The 19,101-nt window shown below is 68.5% G+C and carries 18 protein-coding genes and 1 pseudogene; 3 read left to right on the top strand and 16 right to left on the bottom strand.

Annotation, left to right across the window (positions count from 1 at the left end; all coding sequences use genetic code 11):
* Nucleotides 1–2: 2 nt before the first annotated feature.
* The 4 genes from ctaD to AC0HS0_RS03790 all read right to left on the bottom strand — a co-directional run bounded on the left by ctaD (nucleotide 3) and on the right by AC0HS0_RS03790 (nucleotide 4,711).
* Nucleotides 3–1,754: an aa3-type cytochrome oxidase subunit I gene (gene ctaD / locus AC0HS0_RS03805; protein WP_472961754.1), complete on the bottom strand. Its 1,752-nt coding sequence runs from the start codon at nucleotides 1,752–1,754 to the stop codon at nucleotides 3–5.
* Nucleotides 1,755–1,779: 25 nt separating this feature from the next.
* Nucleotides 1,780–2,667, bottom strand: a complete 888-nt coding sequence (ctaC, locus tag AC0HS0_RS03800; RefSeq protein WP_472961751.1) for an aa3-type cytochrome oxidase subunit II — start codon at nucleotides 2,665–2,667, stop codon at nucleotides 1,780–1,782.
* A gap of 144 nt (nucleotides 2,668–2,811) precedes the next feature.
* Nucleotides 2,812–3,168, bottom strand: a complete 357-nt coding sequence (gene erpA / locus AC0HS0_RS03795; protein WP_208039553.1) for an iron-sulfur cluster insertion protein ErpA — start codon at nucleotides 3,166–3,168, stop codon at nucleotides 2,812–2,814.
* A 106-nt stretch (nucleotides 3,169–3,274) separates the two neighbouring features.
* Complete coding sequence (locus tag AC0HS0_RS03790) at nucleotides 3,275–4,711, bottom strand: M20/M25/M40 family metallo-hydrolase (RefSeq protein ID WP_472961749.1); 1,437 nt, start codon at nucleotides 4,709–4,711, stop codon at nucleotides 3,275–3,277.
* 42 nt (nucleotides 4,712–4,753) lie between these two features.
* Here AC0HS0_RS03790 and AC0HS0_RS03785 point away from each other — a divergent pair, with 42 nt between their 5' ends.
* Both AC0HS0_RS03785 and AC0HS0_RS03780 read left to right on the top strand, forming a co-directional pair.
* On the top strand, nucleotides 4,754–5,350 hold the full coding sequence (locus AC0HS0_RS03785; RefSeq protein ID WP_472961748.1) for a DUF3043 domain-containing protein: 597 nt from the start codon (nucleotides 4,754–4,756) through the stop codon (nucleotides 5,348–5,350).
* A gap of 1 nt (nucleotide 5,351) precedes the next feature.
* Nucleotides 5,352–6,284, top strand: a complete 933-nt coding sequence (locus AC0HS0_RS03780; protein ID WP_472961746.1) for an RNase H family protein — start codon at nucleotides 5,352–5,354, stop codon at nucleotides 6,282–6,284.
* Here the strand turns inward: AC0HS0_RS03780 and AC0HS0_RS03775 are convergent.
* From AC0HS0_RS03775 to hisD, 3 genes are all read right to left on the bottom strand, one after another.
* Nucleotides 6,252–7,295 (bottom strand): quinone-dependent dihydroorotate dehydrogenase, encoded by a 1,044-nt coding sequence (locus AC0HS0_RS03775; RefSeq protein WP_472961745.1) that lies wholly within the window; start codon nucleotides 7,293–7,295, stop codon nucleotides 6,252–6,254. The genes AC0HS0_RS03780 and AC0HS0_RS03775 overlap by 33 nt on opposite strands.
* A 48-nt stretch (nucleotides 7,296–7,343) precedes the next feature.
* On the bottom strand, nucleotides 7,344–7,817 hold the full coding sequence (gene nrdR / locus AC0HS0_RS03770; protein WP_472961743.1) for a transcriptional regulator NrdR: 474 nt from the start codon (nucleotides 7,815–7,817) through the stop codon (nucleotides 7,344–7,346).
* Between the two features lie 87 nt (nucleotides 7,818–7,904).
* Nucleotides 7,905–9,209, bottom strand: coding sequence for a histidinol dehydrogenase (hisD, locus tag AC0HS0_RS03765; protein ID WP_472961742.1), 1,305 nt, complete (start codon nucleotides 9,207–9,209; stop codon nucleotides 7,905–7,907).
* A 75-nt stretch (nucleotides 9,210–9,284) separates the two neighbouring features.
* Here hisD and AC0HS0_RS03760 point away from each other — a divergent pair, with 75 nt between their 5' ends.
* Nucleotides 9,285–9,791: a flavin reductase family protein gene (locus AC0HS0_RS03760; RefSeq protein ID WP_472961740.1), complete on the top strand. Its 507-nt coding sequence runs from the start codon at nucleotides 9,285–9,287 to the stop codon at nucleotides 9,789–9,791.
* A gap of 6 nt (nucleotides 9,792–9,797) precedes the next feature.
* On the opposite strand, the gene dnaE is transcribed toward AC0HS0_RS03760, so the two are convergent.
* The 9 genes and pseudogenes from dnaE to AC0HS0_RS03715 all read right to left on the bottom strand — a co-directional run.
* On the bottom strand, nucleotides 9,798–13,268 hold the full coding sequence (gene dnaE, locus AC0HS0_RS03755; RefSeq protein ID WP_472961737.1) for a DNA polymerase III subunit alpha: 3,471 nt from the start codon (nucleotides 13,266–13,268) through the stop codon (nucleotides 9,798–9,800).
* Between the two features lie 93 nt (nucleotides 13,269–13,361).
* Entirely contained in the window at nucleotides 13,362–14,282 is a 921-nt protein-coding gene (locus AC0HS0_RS03750) for an RluA family pseudouridine synthase (RefSeq protein ID WP_472961735.1), read from the bottom strand.
* Nucleotides 14,282–14,854, bottom strand: coding sequence for a signal peptidase II (lspA, locus tag AC0HS0_RS03745; RefSeq protein WP_472961733.1), 573 nt, complete (start codon nucleotides 14,852–14,854; stop codon nucleotides 14,282–14,284). The genes AC0HS0_RS03750 and lspA overlap by 1 nt, the downstream gene beginning before the upstream one ends.
* 31 nt (nucleotides 14,855–14,885) lie before the next feature.
* Nucleotides 14,886–15,734 (bottom strand): DivIVA domain-containing protein, encoded by an 849-nt coding sequence (locus AC0HS0_RS03740; RefSeq protein ID WP_472961732.1) that lies wholly within the window; start codon nucleotides 15,732–15,734, stop codon nucleotides 14,886–14,888.
* A gap of 180 nt (nucleotides 15,735–15,914) precedes the next feature.
* Nucleotides 15,915–16,211 carry a YggT family protein gene (locus tag AC0HS0_RS03735; protein ID WP_179605620.1) on the bottom strand — a complete coding sequence of 99 codons (297 nt, stop codon included), beginning with the start codon at nucleotides 16,209–16,211 and terminating at the stop codon, nucleotides 15,915–15,917.
* Between the two features lie 75 nt (nucleotides 16,212–16,286).
* Complete coding sequence (locus AC0HS0_RS03730) at nucleotides 16,287–16,802, bottom strand: cell division protein SepF (protein WP_472961731.1); 516 nt, start codon at nucleotides 16,800–16,802, stop codon at nucleotides 16,287–16,289.
* Nucleotides 16,803–16,871: 69 nt separating this feature from the next.
* Entirely contained in the window at nucleotides 16,872–17,573 is a 702-nt protein-coding gene (locus AC0HS0_RS03725) for a YggS family pyridoxal phosphate-dependent enzyme (RefSeq protein WP_472961729.1), read from the bottom strand.
* Complete coding sequence (gene ftsZ / locus AC0HS0_RS03720) at nucleotides 17,539–18,714, bottom strand: cell division protein FtsZ (RefSeq protein WP_472961727.1); 1,176 nt, start codon at nucleotides 18,712–18,714, stop codon at nucleotides 17,539–17,541. Before ftsZ ends, AC0HS0_RS03725 begins: the two co-directional genes overlap by 35 nt.
* Nucleotides 18,715–18,857: 143 nt before the next feature.
* Nucleotides 18,858–19,101 (bottom strand): annotated as a pseudogene (locus AC0HS0_RS03715) (FtsQ-type POTRA domain-containing protein); the annotation flags it as partial.

Here is a 19,101-nt window from a genome sequence, read left to right as displayed (position 1 = left end):
GTTCACTTCACCTTGTCGCTAGCAGCGTCGTACACGGGCGCGTCCGGGGCGTCTTTGCCGCCGCCGATGCCGATCGGGATACCGGCCTCGGGGTGGTTCAGGTCGAACGCCGGCGACTCCGAGCGGATGCGCGGGATGGACGTGAAGTTGTGCCGCGGCGGCGGGCAGGAGGTCGCCCACTCGAGCGAGCGTCCGTAGCCCCACGGGTCGTTGACCGTGACCTTCGGAGCGTTGCGCGCCGTGAGGTACACGTTGACGAAGAACGGGATCATCGAGACCGCCAGGATGCCTGCACCGATCGACGAGACCTGGTTCATCCACGTGAAGCCGTCGGACGGCAGATAGGTCGCGTACCGTCGGGGCATGCCCACGACGCCAAGCCAGTGCTGGATGAGGAACGTCGTGTGGAACCCGATGAACAGCAGCCAGAAGTGCCACTTGCCCAGCCGGTCGTTGAGCATCTTGCCCGTCCACTTGGGCCACCAGAAGTAGAACCCGGCGAACATCGCGAACACGACGGTGCCGAACACCACGTAGTGGAAGTGCGCCACGACGAAGTACGTGTCGGACACGTGGAAGTCGAGCGGCGGCGACGCCAGGATGACACCGGTCAGACCACCGAAAGTGAACGTGATGAGGAAGCCGATCGACCACAGCATGGGCGACTCGAACGTGAGCGACCCGCGCCACATTGTGCCGATCCAGTTGAAGATCTTCACGCCGGTCGGAACGGCGATGAGCATCGTCATCAGCGAGAACCAGGGCAGCAGGACCGAGCCGGTCACGTACATGTGGTGGGCCCACACCGTGACGGAGAGGGCGGCGATCGAGATCGTCGCGTAGATCAGCGTCTTGTACCCGAAGATCGGCTTGCGGCTGAACACCGGGAAGATCTCCGACACGATGCCGAAGAACGGCAGCGCGATGATGTAGACCTCCGGATGCCCGAAGAACCAGAACAGATGCTGCCAGAGCAGCGCCCCGCCGTTGGCGGCGTCGTAGATGTGCGCGTCGAACACGCGGTCGGCGGCGAGGGCGAAGAGCGCAGCGGCCAGGACCGGGAAGGCCATGAGCACGAGGATCGACGTGACCAGGATGTTCCAGGTGAAGATCGGCATGCGGAACATGGTCATGCCCGGGGCGCGCATCGTGATGATGGTGGTGATGAAGTTCACCGCACCGAGGATCGTTCCGAAGCCCGACAGGCCGAGGCCGACCACCCAGAGATTGCCGCCGATGCCTGGTGAGAACGTCGTACTCGACAACGGCGCATAGGCGAACCACCCGAAGGAGGCCGCACCCTGCGGGGTGAGGAAGCCGGCGACCGCGATCAGCGAACCGAACGAGTAGAACCAGTACGCGAGAGCGTTCAGACGCGGGAACGCCACGTCGGGAGCGCCGATCTGGAGCGGCATGAGCACGTTGGCGAACCCGGCGAACAGCGGTGTCGCGAACATCAGCAGCATGATCGTGCCGTGCATCGTGAACAGCTGGTTGTACTGCTCCTTGGTCTGGACGACCTCCAGGCCCGGCTCGAACAGCTGGGCACGGATGATCAGCGCCATCACGCCGCCGATCAAGAAGTAGATGAACGACGAGATGAGGTACATGTACCCGATCGTCTTGTGGTCCGTCGACGTGATGTAGTTCACGAGGATGTTGCCCTTGCGCTCCACGCCGTTCGCGGTGAGGAGAGTGGGCTTCGGAGCTGCAGGAGCGGTGGTCGCTCCCGGCGCCGGTGCTGTCGTCGTCATGCGTCTGTCCTACTCGTTGCCGGAATCACTCGTTGCCCGTGGGGGCGCCCGTGCCGGGCAGGTTGTTGTTGCGGTCGAACTCCGACCCCAGCTGCCCCTCGAAGCCCTTGTCGCGGAGGGACTGGATGTGAGCGTCGTACTCGCTCTGCGAGACGATCTTCACGTTGAAGAGCATCGCCGAGTGGTACTCGCCGCACAGCTCGGCGCACTTGCCGACGAACGTTCCCGTGCGGCCGGTCGTCGAGAAGTACATGTAGTTGGTCTTGCCCGGGATGACGTCCTTCTTGTAGAGGAAGGCGGGCACCCAGAACGAGTGGATCACGTCGCGCGAGTCGAGCTGGATCGTGACCTTCTTGTTCTCGGGGAGGTAGAGCGTGGGGATCTGGCTCTCCTGCACCGTGCCGGGGGCGGCGTTCGAATCGTCGGGCTGAGCCTGGATTCCCGGGTCGTACACGTTGTCGGTGACGTAGTTGAAGTCCCACGCCCACTGCTTGGCGTAGACCTGGATCTTGAGGTCGGGGTTAGCGTACGGCTGCTCGATGGCGTTCTGGTCGCGTGCGGTGAAGGCGAAGAAGCCGAGCACCAGGATGAGCGGCACGATCGTGTAGAAGATCTCGATCGGCATGTTGTAGCGCAGCTGCACCGGGAGGCCGGTCTGCCCCCTGCGGCGTCGGTAGACGATGACCGCCCAGAGGATCAGGCCCCACACGACGATGCCCACGATGAGAAGGACGATCCAGCTCGTCACCCAGAGACCGCTGATGCGCTCCGTGTGGTTCGTGACTGGCTGCTCGCCCTCGACGAAGCCCGGCAGGAAGCCATGGAGCTGGGCCTGCGTGCAGCCCGCGAGGACGATAGCGAGTGTCGCTGCGATCGGGATGGCAGCCCATCGGAGACGGCGATTGTGACGCACCGGTGACCTTTCGAGAGACTCGGGGACAGTTCACATGCAACTGTATGTGGCGTTACCTACCCTACTCCGCTGGACACCCGGATTCGAACACAAAGGGCCGCCCACAAGGGGCGGCCCAGAGGTGTTTTCTGTGCTATGGACGGCTCAGTGGAACGAGTCTCCGCAGGCGCAGGACCCCGTCGCGTTGGGGTTGTCGATGGTGAATCCCTGCTTCTGGATGGTGTCCTCGAAGTCGATCGTGGCGCCGTCCAGGTAGGGGACGCTCATCTTGTCGACGATGACCTCGACCCCGTCGAAGTCCACCGTGGCGTCGCCGTCGAGCATGCGCTCGTCGAAGTACAGCTGGTAGATCAGACCGGAGCAGCCGCCGGGCTGCACGGCGACGCGCAGGCGCAGGTCGTCGCGTCCCTCCTGCTCGAGCAGGCTCTTCACCTTGCCTGCGGCGTTGTCGGTCAGGCCGACGCCGTGCGGCTTGGTCGCGGTCAGCGCTGTGTCGGTCATGGGGCTCCTCACACGTGTGTCGAGAGTTCGATTGCGAAATCTGCGTCGATTGTACGTCGATCGGATGCGAGATCGCTCAGTACCGTCCGATCCCGCCGGGCGGCGCTCAACTCTGCCGGCCGTCCAGCCGGGCCAGCAGCAGGGCCTCCGCGAGGATCGCCCGCTTGAACACCCCCAAGTGCAGCGACTCGTTCGGGCTGTGCGCACGGGTGTCCGGATCCTCGACCCCGGTCACCAGGATCTGAGCTTCGGGGAACTCGCGCACCAGGTCGGCGATGAACGGGATCGACCCTCCGACGCCGGTCTCGACGGCCTCCTTGCCCCAGGCGTCGGCCATCGCCTGCTTGGCCTCCGTCGCGGCCCAGCCGGCCGTGTCGACGAGGAACGCGTCGCCGGTGTCGACGTCGCTGATGTCGATGTGGGCGCCGAAGGGCGCGTGCTCGCGCAGGTGGCGCTCGAGCGCCGCGTAGGCCTCCGAAGCGGGCTGCCCCGGCGCCACGCGGGCGCTCAGACGCACCGCCACGCTCGGCAGGAGCGTGTTGGAGGCGTCGACCACGCTGGGCGCGTCGATGCCGGTGATCGTCACCGTCGGCTGCGACCACATCCGCGACAGGATCGGCCCGGTGCCGATCGGGGTGACGCCTGGCAGCAGTGCGGCCTCCTCGTGGAACTGCTCCTCGCTGACCGCCGGCGGCTCCGCCGCGTCGTCGCGCGAGCGCATCCCCTCGACGGCGACCGAGCCGTTCTCGTCGTGCAGCGTCGCCAGCAGGGCGACGAGGGCGAGCATGGCGTCGGGCGCCGCTCCCCCGTACATCCCGGAGTGCGATGCGTGCTCCAGCGTGGACACGGTGAGCTTAAAGGTCACATTGCCGCGCAGCGAGACGGTGAGGGCGGGCGTGTCGACGTCGACGTTGTCCGAGTCGGCCACGACGATGACGTCGGCCGCCAGCGCCGCCTTGTTCTGCTCCAGGAAGTTCGCGAACGAGCGCGAGCCGAACTCCTCCTCGCCCTCGATGAAGACGGCGAGGCCGAGGTCGAAGTCGGGGCCGAGCGCCTCGACCAGCGCCTGCACGCTCGCCACGTGCGACATCACGCCGGCCTTGTCGTCGGCGGCTCCGCGGCCGTAGAGGCGATCGCCGCGCACCGTCGGCTCGAACGGAGGGGTGTCCCAGTTCGCGGCGTCGCCCTGCGGCTGCACGTCGTGGTGGGCGTAGAGCAGCACGGTCGGGCGGCCGTTCTTCGCGGCACGGGTCGCGAGCACGGCGGGCTGCCCCAGGCTCTCGCCGGAGATCGGCGCCTGCTTCACCTCCACGCTGTCGAACGCGCCGGTCTCGCGCAGGAGCCCGGCGACCGCGTCGGCGCTCGCGCGCACGTTCGCGGGGTCGTAGGCGGCCCACGAGACCGACGGGATGCGCACCAGGCGGGAGAGTTCGGCGATCGTGGCAGGGAGGCCCGCCTCGACGGCGGTCCGGACGCGCGCTTCCGCCGCGTCGCTCTCGCCACCTGCGATTCGGCCGGAAGGAGTCTGCTGGGAGTCTGTCATGCGGGTAATCTTAAACGGACCCCTGAAACGAAGGCGCAAGCGTTGGCGAAACGACAGAACCCGGCGGCCGAGGCGGAGACGCCCGCCGTCGAGACCCCCGAAGAGACCGCAGCCCGGCTCACGCAGGGCAAGGGCGCCCCCACGCCCTCCCGCCGTGAGCAGGAGGCCGCCCGCAAGCGGCCCCTGGTGCCCACGGACCGCAAAGAGGCGGCTCGCACGGCGCGCACCAAGCAGGCCGAGGCCCGCGAGAAGGCCCGCGTCGGCATGGCGGCGGGCGACGAGCGCTACCTCACCGCCCGCGACCGCGGACCGCAGCGGCGCTACGTGCGCGACTATGTGGACGCGCGCTTCAGCATCGGCGAGTTCCTCATCCCCGTCATGCTGCTGGTCATCGTGCTCAGCTTCCTGCCGTGGCAGTTCATGCAGCTCTGGGGCCTGGTCGCACTGTGGGCGTTCTTCCTGATCGCCGTCATCGACTGCATCGTCCTCGGCTTCGTGGTCACCAGGAAAGTCGGCGACAAGTTCGGCAAGACCAAGGTCGAGCGCGGCCTCAAGTGGTACGCCGCCATGCGTGCGCTGCAGCTGCGCGTCATGCGTCTGCCGAAGCCGCAGGTCAAGCGCGGCCACTACCCCAGCTGACGTGACGATCGTCGCAGCGGCGGACGGCTCCGCCCTCGGTAACCCCGGCCCGGCCGGCTGGGCCTGGTACGTCGACGACGACCACTGGTCGGCGGGCGGCTGGCCGCACGGCACCAACAACATGGGCGAGCTCATGGCTGTCATCGACCTCCTCGAGTCGACCGCCCACGTCGACGACGACCTGCGCATCCTGTGCGACAGCCAGTACGTGATCAACTCGGTCACCAAGTGGATGCCGGGCTGGAAGCGCAAGGGCTGGCGTAAATCCGACGGCTCCCCCGTCCTCAACCGCGAGCTCCTCGAACGCCTGGATCGCGCGCTGCACGGTCGCAGTTACACGTTCGAGTGGGTCAAGGGCCATGCCGGACACGACCTCAACGAGGCCGCGGATCTGCGCGCCCGCGCTGTCGCCACGGCGTACCGCGACGACGACGTGATCCCGATCGGCCCGGGATGGCCGGGCGCGGCCGTCCACGAGCCGGAGCCCGCCCTCGCGCGACCCGCTCAGGCGCAGGTCGCGGCCCCGGCGGTGACGAGCGTCGAGTTCGACCTGTTCGACGACCTCCTGACGTCCGACGACGCGAGTGCGGCGGAGACCGACGAGGAGGCCGTGGCACGCCTCGAGCGCGAGCTCATCGAGCCGGCCGTCCGCGCCGACTCGTCCCGTGTCGCGGCGCTGCTGCACCCCGAGTTCGAGGAGATCGGCCGGTCGGGCACCCTCTGGGGGCGCGACGCGATCCTGGAGGCTCTGGAGGCTGAGGACGCGCCCGCCGCGGAGATCGACGTGCTCGGCACCGAGCGTCTCGGCTCCGACGTCATCCTGCTCACGGCGCGCACGGTCGACGCGCGCGGGGCCAGCCTGCGCAGCTCGCTGTGGCTCCGGAGCGGTGGGCGGTGGCGCCTACGCTTCCACCAGGGCACGCCGGAGGCGTAGCAGCCCGCGGTTGATCTGCCGCGCCCAGAGCGGCCCGCGGTAGAGGAACGCCGTGTAGCCCTGCACGAGCGTCGCGCCCGCGTCGAGCCGGCGCTGCACGTCGTCTGCCGTCTCGACGCCGCCGACCGAGATGACGCACAGGTCGGCGGGGACGTGGGCCCGGATCAGCCTGAGCACCTCGAGCGACCGGGCTGCCAGCGGTGCGCCGGAGAGCCCTCCGGCGCCGGCGGCCTCCACCACGGCGGCATCGGTCGACAAGCCGTCGCGCGAGATCGTCGTGTTCGTGGCGATGATGCCGGCGAGTCCGAGCTCGACGGCGAGGCCCGCGATCTTCTCGACTTGCTCGTCCGTCAGGTCGGGGGCGATCTTCACCAGCAGCGGAACCGAGCCGGCGACCTGTTTCACTGCGGTCAGCAGCGGCGCCAGCAGCTCGAGCTCCTGGAGGCCGCGCAGACCGGGCGTGTTCGGCGAGCTGACGTTCACGACCAGGTAGTCGGCGACCGGGGCGAGCGCGCGTGCGCTGGTCAGGTAGTCCTGCGTGGCGTCCTCGACGGCGACGACGCGGCTCTTGCCGATGTTCACGCCGAGCACCGGCCGCTGCCGCGCGCGGCCTACCTTGAGGAGGCGGTCGGCGGCGGCACCGGCGCCGTGGTTGTTGAATCCCATCCGGTTGATCACCGCGCGGTCCGGGATCAGCCGGAAGAGCCGCGGCCGGTCGTTGCCCGGCTGTGCGAGGGCGGTGATCGTGCCGACCTCCACATGCCCGAACCCGAGATCGCCGAGCCCGATCACGGCCTCGCCGTCTTTGTCGAACCCGGCAGCGAGGCCGAACGGCGACGCGAAACGCAGCCCGAGCGTCTCGACGGCGAGCGACGGATCGGCTGCGGTGAATCTGCGGGCCAGGGCGCCCAGTCCCACGGCTGGAAGGGCGCGGATCACCAGGAAGGCGAGGTGGTGCGCGCGCTCGGGATCGAGCTTCGACAGGACGAGGGAGAAGAGTGTGCGATACATGCCGGTAGAAGAATACCCTGCGGCGCGCACCGAGCCGCGAGGCTTACGTCACGCCTCGACGTCGACCGGCTCGCCGTGGTGCGCGACGCGCAACTGCTGGATGGCCGCTTCGAAGTCCTCCAGCGAGTCGAACGCCTGGTAGACGCTCGCGAACCGCAGGTAGGCGACCTCGTCGAGCTCCCGGAGCTCGGGGAGGATGGCGAGGCCGATGTCGTTGGCCTCGATCTGGGAGGCACCGGTCGAGCGGATGGTCTCCTCCACCTTCTGGGCGAGCACCGCCAGGTCGGAGTCGGTCACCGGCCGGCCCTGGCAGGCCTTGCGGACGCCGAGCACGATCTTCTCGCGGCTGAACGGCTCGACGACGCCGCTGCGTTTGATGACGCTGAGGCTAGCGGTCTCGGTGGTCGAGAAGCGTCGGCCGCACTCGGGGCACTGTCGGCGCCGCCGGATCGAGAGCCCGTCGTCGCTCGTCCGGGAGTCGATGACGCGGGAGTCCGGGTGGCGGCAGAAGGGGCAGTACATGGAGGAAATCCTACCGCGCGGTGGAGCGTGGGCGGCCCGGAGCGACGCCGCGACCCCAGCGTCGAGGGATCCCGCGACCGGGGCCCCTCACCTGAAGCGGATCGTCACCGCTTCGCCGTGAGCCGGGAGGTCCTCCGCCGTGGAGAGCGCAACGATGCGGTCGGCGACCGTGCGCAGGGCATCACGGTCGTACCGGACCACCTGCTGCGGCCGCAGGAACGAGTACGCCCCGAGGCCGGGCGAGAACCGGGCCTGGCCGCCGGTCGGGAGCACGTGGTTGGAGCCGGCGAGATAGTCGCCGAGGCTGACCGGCGCGGCCGGGCCGACGAAGATCGCGCCGGCGTTCTGGATGAGCCCGAGCAGCGCATCCGGGTCGGCCGTCTGCAGCTCGAGGTGCTCCGGCCCGTAGGCGTTGCTGAACGCGGCCGCCGCGACCAGGTCGTCGACCAGCACGATCGCCGACTGCTGGCCGCCGAGCGCCGTTCGCACGCGCTCAGCGTGCTTGGTCGCCCCGGCGAGCGCGTCGAGTTCGGCGGACACGCGATCGGCGAAGGCGGGGCTGTCGGTGACGAGCAGGGAGGCCGCGGCCTCGTCGTGCTCGGCCTGGCTGATCAGGTCTGCTGCGACGTAGCGCGGGTCGGCGGAGTCGTCGGCGATGACCAGGATCTCGGTCGTCCCGGCCTCCGAGTCGATGCCGGTCTGACCGCGGACGACGCGCTTGGCCGCAGCGACGTAGATGTTGCCGGGGCCGGTGATGACCTGCACAGGGTCGAGGCCGATGTCTTCGACGCCGTAGGCGAGCGCGCCGATCGCTCCGGCGCCTCCCATCGCGTAGACCTCGTCGATGCCCAGCAGTCCCGCGGCGCCGAGGATGACCGGGTGCACCGAACCGCCGAACTGGCGCTGAGGCGGGCTCGCGAGGGCGACGGACGAGACGCCGGCGACCTGGGCCGGAACAGCGTTCATGACGACGCTCGACGGGTAGACCGCCTTGCCGCCGGGGACGTAGAGACCGGCGCGCTCGACAGGCTGCCACCGCTGCACGATGGTCGCGCCGGGGCCGATGCGGGTCTCCGCTGCCGGCGGCACCTGCGCGCCGGTCGCCTCGCGCACGCGCACGATCGCCTCCTCCAGGGCCTCCCGAACCTCCGGCGCGAGGGCGTCCACCGCGGCGGCGATGTCGGAGGCCGGTACGCGGATCGACGCAGGAGCCCCGCCGTCGAACCGCTCGGCCTGCTCGGCGAGGGCCGCCGCCCCCCTGGCCCGGACGTCATGGATCAGCTCGCCGGCGACCTCCATCGCGACCTGGACGTCGACGACGGGACGGGGGACGAGCCGCTCGAAGGCGGCGCGGGTAGGCTGGACTCCGCGGAGATCGATGGTGTTCATCATGGCCCTCACAGCCTATCCGCTCCCGACTTTCCCCCCTCGGGAATCCCCCGCGCCGAACGGTACTTCTTAATCTGTATGAACGATGCGACGACCGACCGCACTCCCGACCTCTCCGCGTTCCGTCAGGCATTCCGCCGGCACGCCGCGGGAGTGGCCATCGTGACCGCTCAGACGTCGGACGGAACCCCGGTCGGTTTCACCGCCACGTCGCTCGCCTCGCTCGCCGCCGTCCCTCCGCTGGCGACCTTCAACATGGCGCTCTCGGCGTCGAGCTGGCCCGCGATCCTGGAGACCGAGCGCGTCGTCATCCACATGCTCGGCGTCCGCAACAAAGGCGTCGCCGAGATCCTCTCGGATGACAACTCGCGACGCTTCCTCGGCGACCACTGGCATCGCGGACCGCACGGCCTGCCCGTCATCAACGGTGTGACGTCGTGGATGGTCGGCCGCATCGTCGAACGGTTCCCGGTGCACAACAGCGCGGTGGTCGTCGTGCAGATCGAAGGCGGAGAGCTCGGCGAGCCCGACGAGCCGCTGCTGTACCACGAGCGCCGCTACCACCGGCCCAGCGAGCTGGACTGACCGGGCTTACACCAGGCAGTTCGGGCCGAGCAGGCCCTTGAGCTCGCCGTAGAGGTCGGGCGACACCTTCACCGGCTTGGGCACCTCGAAGACGCGCGCGACCTGGCCCTTCACGAGCCGCAGCCGCACTTCGCTGTCGCCCGGATGGCGCGACAGCACCTCGGCCAACGACGAGACCGTGTCGGTGGTCGCCCGCTGGTCCGGCATCGTGATCATGAGCGTCCCGACGTCGTCGGCCTGGCCCAGGTCGGGTGTCATCAGGCTGAAGGCGTGGAGGTTCATGCCGTCGTCGCGCATGCTCACCCGGCCGCGGACCACCACGATGGCGTCGCCCTGCAGCATCGGTGAGAACTCCTGGTACGCCTTGCCCATGAACATGACGGTCATCTCGCCGCCGAAGTCCTCGACCTGGATCATGCCGTACTGGTTGCCGGAGGCTTTGGCCACGCGATGCTGCACGCTCGTGACGAGACCCGCGATGACGACGGTGTCGCCGTCCTGCACGGAGTCGGAGGCGAGCAGCTCGGCGATGGAGGTGCTGGCGAGCTTCGCGAGCTGCAGCTCCAGCCCGGCCAGCGGGTGGTCGGAGACGTAGAGCCCGAGCATCTCGCGCTCGAACGCGAGCTTGTCGCGCTTCACCCACTCCGGTCGCTCCGGGATGTGGTGCTGCGACTGACTCGGCTCGTCGTCGCCCCACAGGCTGTCGAAGTCGAACCCGACGTCGCCGTTCGCCTCGCTGCGCTTGATCTTGACCGCGGACTCCACCGCGTCCTCGTGGACCTCCACGAGGGCGCGCCGGGTGTGACCGAGCGAGTCGAACGCCCCTGCCTTGATCAGCGACTCGACCGTGCGCTTGTTCGCGGCGTGGATCGGCACCTTGCCGAGGAAGTCGTGGAACGACTCGAAGCGGCCCTTGCCCTCGCGGGCCTCCCGGACGCCCTCGACGACATTCGCGCCGACGTTGCGCACGGCGCCCATGCCGAAGCGGATGTCCTCGCCGACGGCCGCGAAGTAGAGGTTCGACTCGTTGACGTCGGGCGGAAGCACCTTGATGCCCATCCGCCGGCACTCGTTGAGGTAGAGGGCCATCTTGTCCTTGGAGTCGCCGACGCTGGTGAGCAGCGCGGCCATGTACTCAGCGGGGAAGTGCGCCTTGAGGTAGGCCGTCCAGTACGAGATGACGCCGTAGGCGGCGGAGTGCGCTTTGTTGAACGCGTAGTCGGAGAACGGCAGGAGGATCTCCCACAGCTTGCCGACGGCCGCCATCGAATAACCGCGGTCGACCATTCCCTGCGAAAAGCCCTCGAACTGCTTGTCGAGCTCGGACTTCTTCTTCTTGCCCATCGCACGACGCAGGATGTCGGCCTGTCCGAGCGAGAAGCCGGCGACCTTCTGCGCGATCGCCATGACCTGCTCCTGATAGATGATCAGGCCGTAGCTGGTCGAGAGAATGTCCTCCAGGGGCTCGGCGAGCTCCGGGTGGATCGGCGTGATGTCTTGCAGGCCGTTCTTGCGCAGCGCGTAGTTGGTGTGCGAGTTCGCGCCCATCGGACCCGGGCGGTACAGCGCGATCAGTGCCGAGATGTCCTCGAAGTTGTCGGGTTTCATCAAGCGCAGTAGCGAGCGCATCGGGCCGCCGTCGAGCTGGAACACGCCGAGCGTGTCACCGCGGGACAGCAGCTCGTAGGCGGGCCGGTCGTCGAGCTCGAGGTCCTCCAGGACGAGGTTCACGCCGCGGTTGTCGCGGATGTTGTCGAGCGCGTCGTTGATGATCGTCAGGTTGCGCAGACCTAGGAAGTCCATCTTGATCAGTCCGAGCGACTCGCAGGCCGGATAGTCGAACTGCGTGACGATCTGGCCGTCCTGCTCGCGCTTCATGATCGGGATGACGTCGATGAGCGGATCCGACGACATGATGACGCCGGCCGCGTGCACGCCCCACTGGCGCTTGAGGTTCTCGAGGCCGAGGGCCGTGTCGAAGACCGTCTTGGCCTCCGGATCCGTCTCGACGACGGAGCGGATGTCGACGGCCTCCTTGTAGCGCGGGTGCTCTTTGTCGAAGATCCCGGTCAGCGGGATGTCCTTGCCCATGACGGGCGGCGGCATCGCCTTGGTGAGCTTCTCGCCCATCGAGAACGGGAAGCCGAGGACCCGCCCGGAGTCTTTCAGCGCCTGCTTGGCCTTGATGGTGCCGTAGGTGACGATCTGCGCCACGCGCTCCGACCCGTACTTCTCGGTCACGTACTTGATGACCTCGCCACGGCGGCGGTCGTCGAAGTCGACGTCGAAGTCGGGCATGGAGACGCGGTCGGGGTTGAGGAAGCGCTCGAAGATGAGGCCGTGCTGCAGCGGGTCGAGGTCGGTGATGCGCATGGCGTACGCGGCCATCGACCCTGCACCGGAACCACGGCCCGGCCCCACTCGGATGCCGTTGCGCTTGGACCAGTTGATGAAGTCGGCGACGACGAGGAAGTAGCCGGGGAAGCCCATCTGCGAGATGACGCCGATCTCGTAGTCGGCCTGCTTGCGCACCTCGGGCGTGATGCCGTTCGGATAGCGCTGCTCGAGCCCCTTCTCGACCTCTTTGACGAACCAGCTCTGCTCGTTCTCGCCCTCGGGCACCGGGAAGCGAGGCATGTAGTTGGCCGCGGTGTCGAACTTCACGTCGACGCGCTCGGCGATCGCCAGCGTGTTGTCGCACGCGTCGGGGTGGTCGCGGAAGAGCTGCCGCATCTCCTCGGGCGTCTTGAGGTAGAACTCGTCAGCGTCGAATTTGAACCGGTTGGGGTCATCGAGCGTCGATCCGGACTGCACGCACAGCAGGGCGGCATGGCTCTTGGCGTCGGCCGCGTGCGTGTAGTGGAGGTCGTTGGTGGCGACGAGCGGGATGCCGAGCTCCTTCGCGAGCCGGATCAGGTCGCTCATGATCCGGCGCTCGATGCCGAGCCCGTGATCCATGATCTCGGCGAAGAAGTTCTCTCTGCCGAAAATGTCCCGGAACTCGGCCGCGGCCTTCTTGGCCTCGTCGTACTGGCCGAGCCGCAGTCGGGTCTGCACCTCGCCCGACGGACAGCCGGTGGTCGCGATGATGCCCTTCGAGTACTTGCTGAGCAGCTCGCGGTCCATGCGCGGCTTGAAGTAGTAACCCTCCATCGAGGCGTAGGACGACAGCCGGAACAGGTTGTGCATGCCCTCGGTCGTCGCCGCCAGCATCGTCATGTGGGTGTACGCGCCGGAGCCGGAGACGTCGTCGCCCCCGCCGTCTCCCCAGCGCACACGGGTCTTGTCGGTGCGGTGGGTGCGTGGCGTCAGGTACGCCTCGGTGCCGATGATCGGCTTGATGCCCGCGTCCGTCGCCGTGCGCCAGAAGTCGAAGGCACCGAACATGTTGCCGTGGTCGGTGATGGCCACGGCCGGCATACCCTGCTCGACGGCGGCCTCGATGAGCGGTTTGACGCGCGCGGCCCCATCGAGCATGGAGTACTCGCTGTGGACGTGGAGATGGACGAACGAATCAGTCGAAGGCACTGGTGCTCCGGGTCGAGGTGAGGGCTTAAGACTACGTCGGACCTACGACGCGCGGAGCACGTCGAGAGCGTGTTGCAGATCCTCGGGGTAGGTCGTCGTGAACGTGACCCACTCCCCCGTCGCGGGGTGCGCGAACGCGAGCTGAACGGCGTGCAGCCACTGCCGCGTGAGCCCGAGCCGCGCCGACAGCGCGGGGTCGGCGCCGTACATGGCGTCGCCGGCGCACGGGTGCCGCTGCGCCGCCATGTGAACGCGGATCTGGTGCGTGCGACCGGTCTCCAGGTGGATCTCGAGGAGGCTCGCCGACGGGAACGCCTCGATCGTCTCGTAGTGAGTGACGGAGGGCTTGCCGCCCGCGACGACGGCGAACTTCCAGTCCGACCGCGGGTGGCGCCCGATCGGCGCGTCGATCGTGCCGGTGAGCGGGTCGGGGTGGCCCTGGACAACGGCATGGTAGATCTTCTCGACCGTGCGGTCGTGGAAGGCCCGCTTGAGGACTGTGTAGGCGTGCTCCGACTTGGCCACGACCATGAGCCCGCTGGTGCCGGCGTCGAGGCGATGCACGATGCCGGCGCGTTCGGCGGCCCCGGAGGTCGAGATGCGGAAGCCGGCGGCGGCCAGCGCGCCCAGCACGGTCGGGCCCTCCCAGCCGACGGAGGGATGGGCCGCAACGCCGACGGGCTTGTCGATCACGACGATGTCGTCGTCGTCGTGCACGATCGTCAGCTCGGGGACGGCGATCGGCACGATGCGGGCCTCCTGACGTGGCTGCCAGCTCACCTCGAGCCAGGAGCCGGCCATCAGGCGATCGGACTTGTCAGCCTGGCGGCCGTCGACGCTGACGTCGCCGGCCTCCGCGATCTCGGCGGCGAAGCTGCGCGAGAAGCCCAGGAGCTTGGCGAGGCCGGCGTCGACGCGCGACCCGTCGAGGCCGTCGGGGATGGGGAAACTACGCGACTCCATCAGGACTGCGGGGCGCCGGGCTTGTCGACGTGGGAGGGCAGGTCGTCGTCCGCGATCTCTTCGTCCTCGATCTCGTCGTCCCCGATCTCGTCGTCCTCCTCGCTCGGACGCCGGCCGTCCAGGCCGATTCCGCGCAGCGTGAGGATGAGGAACAGCGCCATGCTCGAGACGATGGCGACATCGGCGAGGTTGAAGATCGCCGGCAACAGCGGAATCTGCAGGAAGTCGACGACGTGGCCGACTCCGAAGCCCGGCTCGCGGAACAGCCGGTCTGTCAGGTTGCCGAGCAGTCCGCCCAGGAGAAGCCCGAACAAGATCGCCCACGCGGTCGAGCGGATGCGCGGCGCATACCAGATGACGAAGCCGAGCACGCCGACACCGACGATGGAGAAGATCCAGGTGGAACCACTGCCGATCGAGAAGGCGGCGCCCGGGTTCTTGACGAAGTGGAACTGGAGGAGCTGTCCGAGGACCTGGACCTGCTGGCCCTCGTAGAGGTTCGACACAACGAGGACCTTGGCGATCTGGTCGACGAGGTACACGCAGAGCGCGACCACGGCGAGGATCGCCAAGGCCCTGATGCTGACCTTGGTCCTCGAAGGACTAGCCTCCAAAGCCGGGGAAGACCGGGGGCTGTGCGCCCTGGTCCTGGCTGTTGGCGTCGCCCGAGCCGGCGGGGACCGGAGTCGGCACGTTGCCGGTGCCCTGGGCCGGACGGCCCTGGCCGAAGCCGGACGGCGCGGCGGCGGGCTGGCTGTCGAGGTCGCGCAGCTGACCCTCGATGTAGCCCTTCAGACCCTGACGGTAGTCGCGCTCGAAGGTGCGGAGCTCGTCGATGCGGCGCTCCAGGCCGGTGCGCTCCTGGTCGAGCGCGCTGATCTGCGCGCGCTGCTTGGACTCGGCCTCGGCGACGATGCGGGCGGCGGTGGCGTGGCCCTCCGCGATGAGCGCGTCGCGCTTCTCGACGCCCTCGCGCACGTGCTCCTCGTGGAGGCGGCGCGCGAGCTGGAGCAGGTTGTTGGTCGCGTTGGGGTCGTTCGCGTCGGTCGCACCACCGGCGGCGAAGCCGGCAGCGGCACCGGCGGCTCCCGCGGCGGCGGCGGGCGCGGCGGAGGCCTGCTGACGAGCGGCCTCGGTCTCGCGCTGCGCGGCGGCGAGGCGCTGCTTGAGGTCGTTGTTCTCCTGCTGGAGGCGCTGAACCTCGCCGTTGTCGGCGGCCGGTGCGGCCGCGACGGGGGCGGCCGGGGCGGCGCCGCCGCTGCGCTGCAGCTCGGCGATGCGCGAGTCGGCCGCGACGAGGCGCTGCTTGAGCTCGTCGCTCTCCTGGGTCAGGCGACGCAGTTCGACGACGACCTCGTCGAGGAAGTCGTCGACCTCGTCCTGGTCGTAGCCCTCACGGAACTTCGTCGGTTGGAACCGCTTGTTGACTACATCTTCCGGAGTCAGCGCCATGGCAAGCCACCTTCGATCATGAAAAAGACGAACATTGAGTGCGTTCAGCCAACGCTAGCAAAGTGCACTGCGAGAGCGCACTCCGCCGCACCCGTGGTGCGTCGGCCTCGACCACATTACAACGGGTGCGCGCCGCTGCCCGACACCGACGCTCGGCCGAGGCGTCGGGAGGAATTGCGCTCAGGTGAAACTCAGGGTCACGTACAGCCCGATGATGACGACGAGCATGGTGAGGCTCCAGCCGAAGTCGATCGCGACGGGCCCCATCGACAGCGGCGGGATGATCCGCCGGAAGAAGCGGATCGGCGGGTCGGTCACCACATACGTGGACTCCGCGAGGACGAGCCCGAAGCCGCGTGGGCGCCACTGCCGCGCGAAGGTCCGCACCAGATCGAGCACGAAGCGCGCCCAGAGCACGAAGAAGTAGATCAGGAGGACGTAGTAGAGGACGTTCGCGATGATCGAGACGACAAGCACGCTTCCAGTATGAACGACCGAGAATGCACGAAAGCGCACCGCCCGGCCGGACGGTGCGCTTTCGTACGGAGGCGGTCAGGCCTGCGCGAAGAAGGAGGCGTCGACGTCTGCGTCCTGGCCGCCGTGCTCTCCGGAGACCACCACGTGCGACGGGGAGAGCAGAAACACCTTGGGTGTCACCCGCTCGATCTTGCCGTAGAGGCCCTGCGACAGGCCGCTCGCGAAGTCGATGAGGCGGCGCGCGTCGCTCTCGCTCATCTGCGAGAGGTTGATGATCACCGGGATGCCTTCGCGGAAGGACTCGGCGATCGCCTGCGCGTCGCGGTACTGGCGGGGGTGGACTGTGAGGATCTCGTTCATTTCCTGTACCGAAACATTCCGTGCGGTGGACGATTTGCGCAGCGGGGTTACCGGAGCGCGACCGGCCACGGGGGCGACCGGAGCGGGGTGCGGGACGGGCTGGACCGGGGCAGGCGCGGGAGCCTCGCGGCGCGGCTGGTGCTGCACCTGCTCCTGGGGCTGCTCGTCGAATTCCAGCTCCTCGTCGGCGAGGCCCAGGTAGACCATCGTCTTCTTCAGCGGGTTGGCCATGCGCTTCCTCCGTGTAGACCGGTGCGCCGACGCCTCGCACGCACTGTATGAACCTTCTCCCTTTCGAGATTAACGAAGGGTCGGCCGATTCCCGGTAATGGCCGTGCCGATCCGAAGGTGTGTCGCGCCGGCCGCGATGGCCTCGCGGTAGTCCTGCGACATCCCCGCCGAGATGGCGACGGCGTCGGGGGCGAGCGCGCGGACGCGTTCGCTCGCCAGGCGCACCCGCTCGAAAGCGCGGGACGGCTCCTCGTCGAGCGGCGCGACGGCCATGACCCCGAGGAGACGCAGCCCCTGCGTCTCGAGCACGCGCTCGACCAGTCCTTCGAGGTCGCGGTCGGCGACGCCTCCACGGCCGGGATCATCGGTGAGGTTGAGCTGCACGAACGCGTCGATCACGTCCTCGTCGGAGGCCAGGGCGTCGACGACGGACGAGCGGTCGATCGAGTGGATCACCTTCGCGTAGCGCCGGACCTGGCGGGCCTTCTTGCTTTGGAGCTGCCCGACGAAGTGCCAGTGGAGGCCGAGCTCGGCGAGCTCGGCCGCTTTCTCCTGCGCTTCCTGATGGCGGTTCTCCCCCACGTCCTCCACACCGAGCGCCGCGAGCTCGCGCACGAGCGAGGCCGGGTGGAACTTCGTGACGACGATGGTCGTCAGCTCCTCCGGCGCGCGCCCGGCGGCCCTGGCGGCATCGGCGATGCCGCCCCGGACAGCGGCCAGCCGCTCGGCGAGCGCGTTACTTGAGGAAGTCGGGGATGTCGAGGTCGTCATTCTCGTCGTCGAACGCCGGGTCCTTCTGGGCCGTCTCGGTGACCGGGGTCTCGCCGGTCGCGTGCCATTCCGTCACGGGCGCCTGGACCTCGCCGGCCTCCACAGTCGCGGAGGAGGCCGCTGCGGCCTCCTCGGATCCCGTCTCGACGAAGGTCGAGCGGCGCGTGTCTGCCGCGGCCTGCACCGACTTCGGCTCGCCGCCGTCGAAACCCGCCGCGATGACCGTGACGCGCACCTCGTCGCCGAGGGTGTCGTCGATGACCGCACCGAAGATGATGTTGGCCTCCGGGTGCACGGCCTCCTGCACCAGGCGGGCCGCGTCGTTGATCTCGAAGATGCCGAGGTTCGATCCGCCCTGGATGGAGAGCAGCACACCGTGGGCGCCGTCGATGGAGGCCTCCAGCAGCGGCGAGGCCACCGCCAGCTCGGCCGCCTTGATGGCGCGGTCCGCACCGCGCGACGAGCCGATGCCCATAAGCGCAGAGCCGGCGCCCTGCATCACGGACTTCACGTCGGCGAAGTCGAGGTTGATGAGGCCCGGGGTCGTGATGAGGTCGGTGATGCCCTGCACACCGGCGAGGAGGACCTGGTCGGCGGTGGAGAACGCCTCCAGCATGCTGATGCCGCGGTCGCTGATCTCCAGCAGCCGGTCGTTCGGGACGACGATGAGGGTGTCGACCTCTTCTTTGAGGCGCTGCACGCCGGACTCCGCCTGCTGCTGGCGGCGCTTGCCCTCGAAGGAGAACGGCTTGGTGACCACACCGATGGTGAGGGCGCCGATCGACTTGGCGATGCGCGCGACCACGGGCGCTCCGCCCGTGCCGGTGCCGCCGCCCTCGCCCGCGGTCACGAAGACCATGTCGGCGCCCGCGAGCGCCTCCTCGATCTCCTCCGCGTGGTCCTCCGCCGCCCGGCGGCCGACCTCGGGGTCGGCTCCGGCGCCGAGGCCGCGGGTGATCTCACGGCCGACGTCGAGCTTGACGTCGGCATCGCTCATGAGCAGTGCCTGGGCGTCCGTGTTGATGGCGATGAACTCGACGCCGCGCAGGCCGAGCTCGATCATGCGGTTGACGGCGTTCACGCCGCCGCCGCCGATGCCGACGACCTTGATCACGGCGAGGTAGTTCTGGTTTGCTGTCACTTCCGGCCTCCACGGGAACCTTCAACCTCAACTCGAGGCTTAAAGTTATGCTGAGTATGCAATTCTCGATTCGACGGTAGAGGCGCAGGGCCTCCAGCCGCCGCAGTTTCCAGGCGTGTCGGCAAAGTGGGCCTCCAACCTGGTCATCCCGTCGTCACACTGTGCGGTGACGAGACGTCGTAGCGGTGCGCGTCCGGCGCACCCTTCAGGAGTGCTGCGAGGTCCGCCGACTTGAGCCCGGAGTCCTCTGCGCTCCCCCAGACGACCGTCGCACCGCTGCCGCGCAGCGTGAACGACACATCGTCCTTGGTCTTCGCCGAGATCGTGTCGACCCGCCCGAGCACTTCGGTGGGCAGCGACGCGAGCACGGCGGAGGCCGCGGCGAAC

This window comes from Leifsonia sp. PARNA 1/14 (assembly GCF_055720965.1).
The sequence above is the reverse complement of the archived record's forward strand: the minus strand, read 5'-3'. Positions and strand labels throughout refer to the sequence as shown.

Coding starts and splice junctions, on each gene's coding strand:
- AC0HS0_RS03790 (WP_472961749.1), bottom strand. CDS start 4,711: ATGACAGACTCCCAGCAGACTCCTTCCGGCCGAATCGCAGGTGGCGAG.
- AC0HS0_RS03775 (WP_472961745.1), bottom strand. CDS start 7,295: ATGTATCGCACACTCTTCTCCCTCGTCCTGTCGAAGCTCGATCCCGAG.
- AC0HS0_RS03730 (WP_472961731.1), bottom strand. CDS start 16,802: ATGGCCAACCCGCTGAAGAAGACGATGGTCTACCTGGGCCTCGCCGAC.
- erpA (WP_208039553.1), bottom strand. CDS start 3,168: ATGACCGACACAGCGCTGACCGCGACCAAGCCGCACGGCGTCGGCCTG.
- hisD (WP_472961742.1), bottom strand. CDS start 9,209: ATGATGAACACCATCGATCTCCGCGGAGTCCAGCCTACCCGCGCCGCC.
- nrdR (WP_472961743.1), bottom strand. CDS start 7,817: ATGTACTGCCCCTTCTGCCGCCACCCGGACTCCCGCGTCATCGACTCC.
- AC0HS0_RS03725 (WP_472961729.1), bottom strand. CDS start 17,573: ATGACGACCTCGACATCCCCGACTTCCTCAAGTAACGCGCTCGCCGAG.
- AC0HS0_RS03740 (WP_472961732.1), bottom strand. CDS start 15,734: ATGGCGCTGACTCCGGAAGATGTAGTCAACAAGCGGTTCCAACCGACG.
- ctaD (WP_472961754.1), bottom strand. CDS start 1,754: ATGACGACGACAGCACCGGCGCCGGGAGCGACCACCGCTCCTGCAGCT.
- AC0HS0_RS03750 (WP_472961735.1), bottom strand. CDS start 14,282: ATGGAGTCGCGTAGTTTCCCCATCCCCGACGGCCTCGACGGGTCGCGC.
- AC0HS0_RS03760 (WP_472961740.1), top strand. CDS start 9,285: ATGAACGATGCGACGACCGACCGCACTCCCGACCTCTCCGCGTTCCGT.
- dnaE (WP_472961737.1), bottom strand. CDS start 13,268: ATGCTCGATGGGGCCGCGCGCGTCAAACCGCTCATCGAGGCCGCCGTC.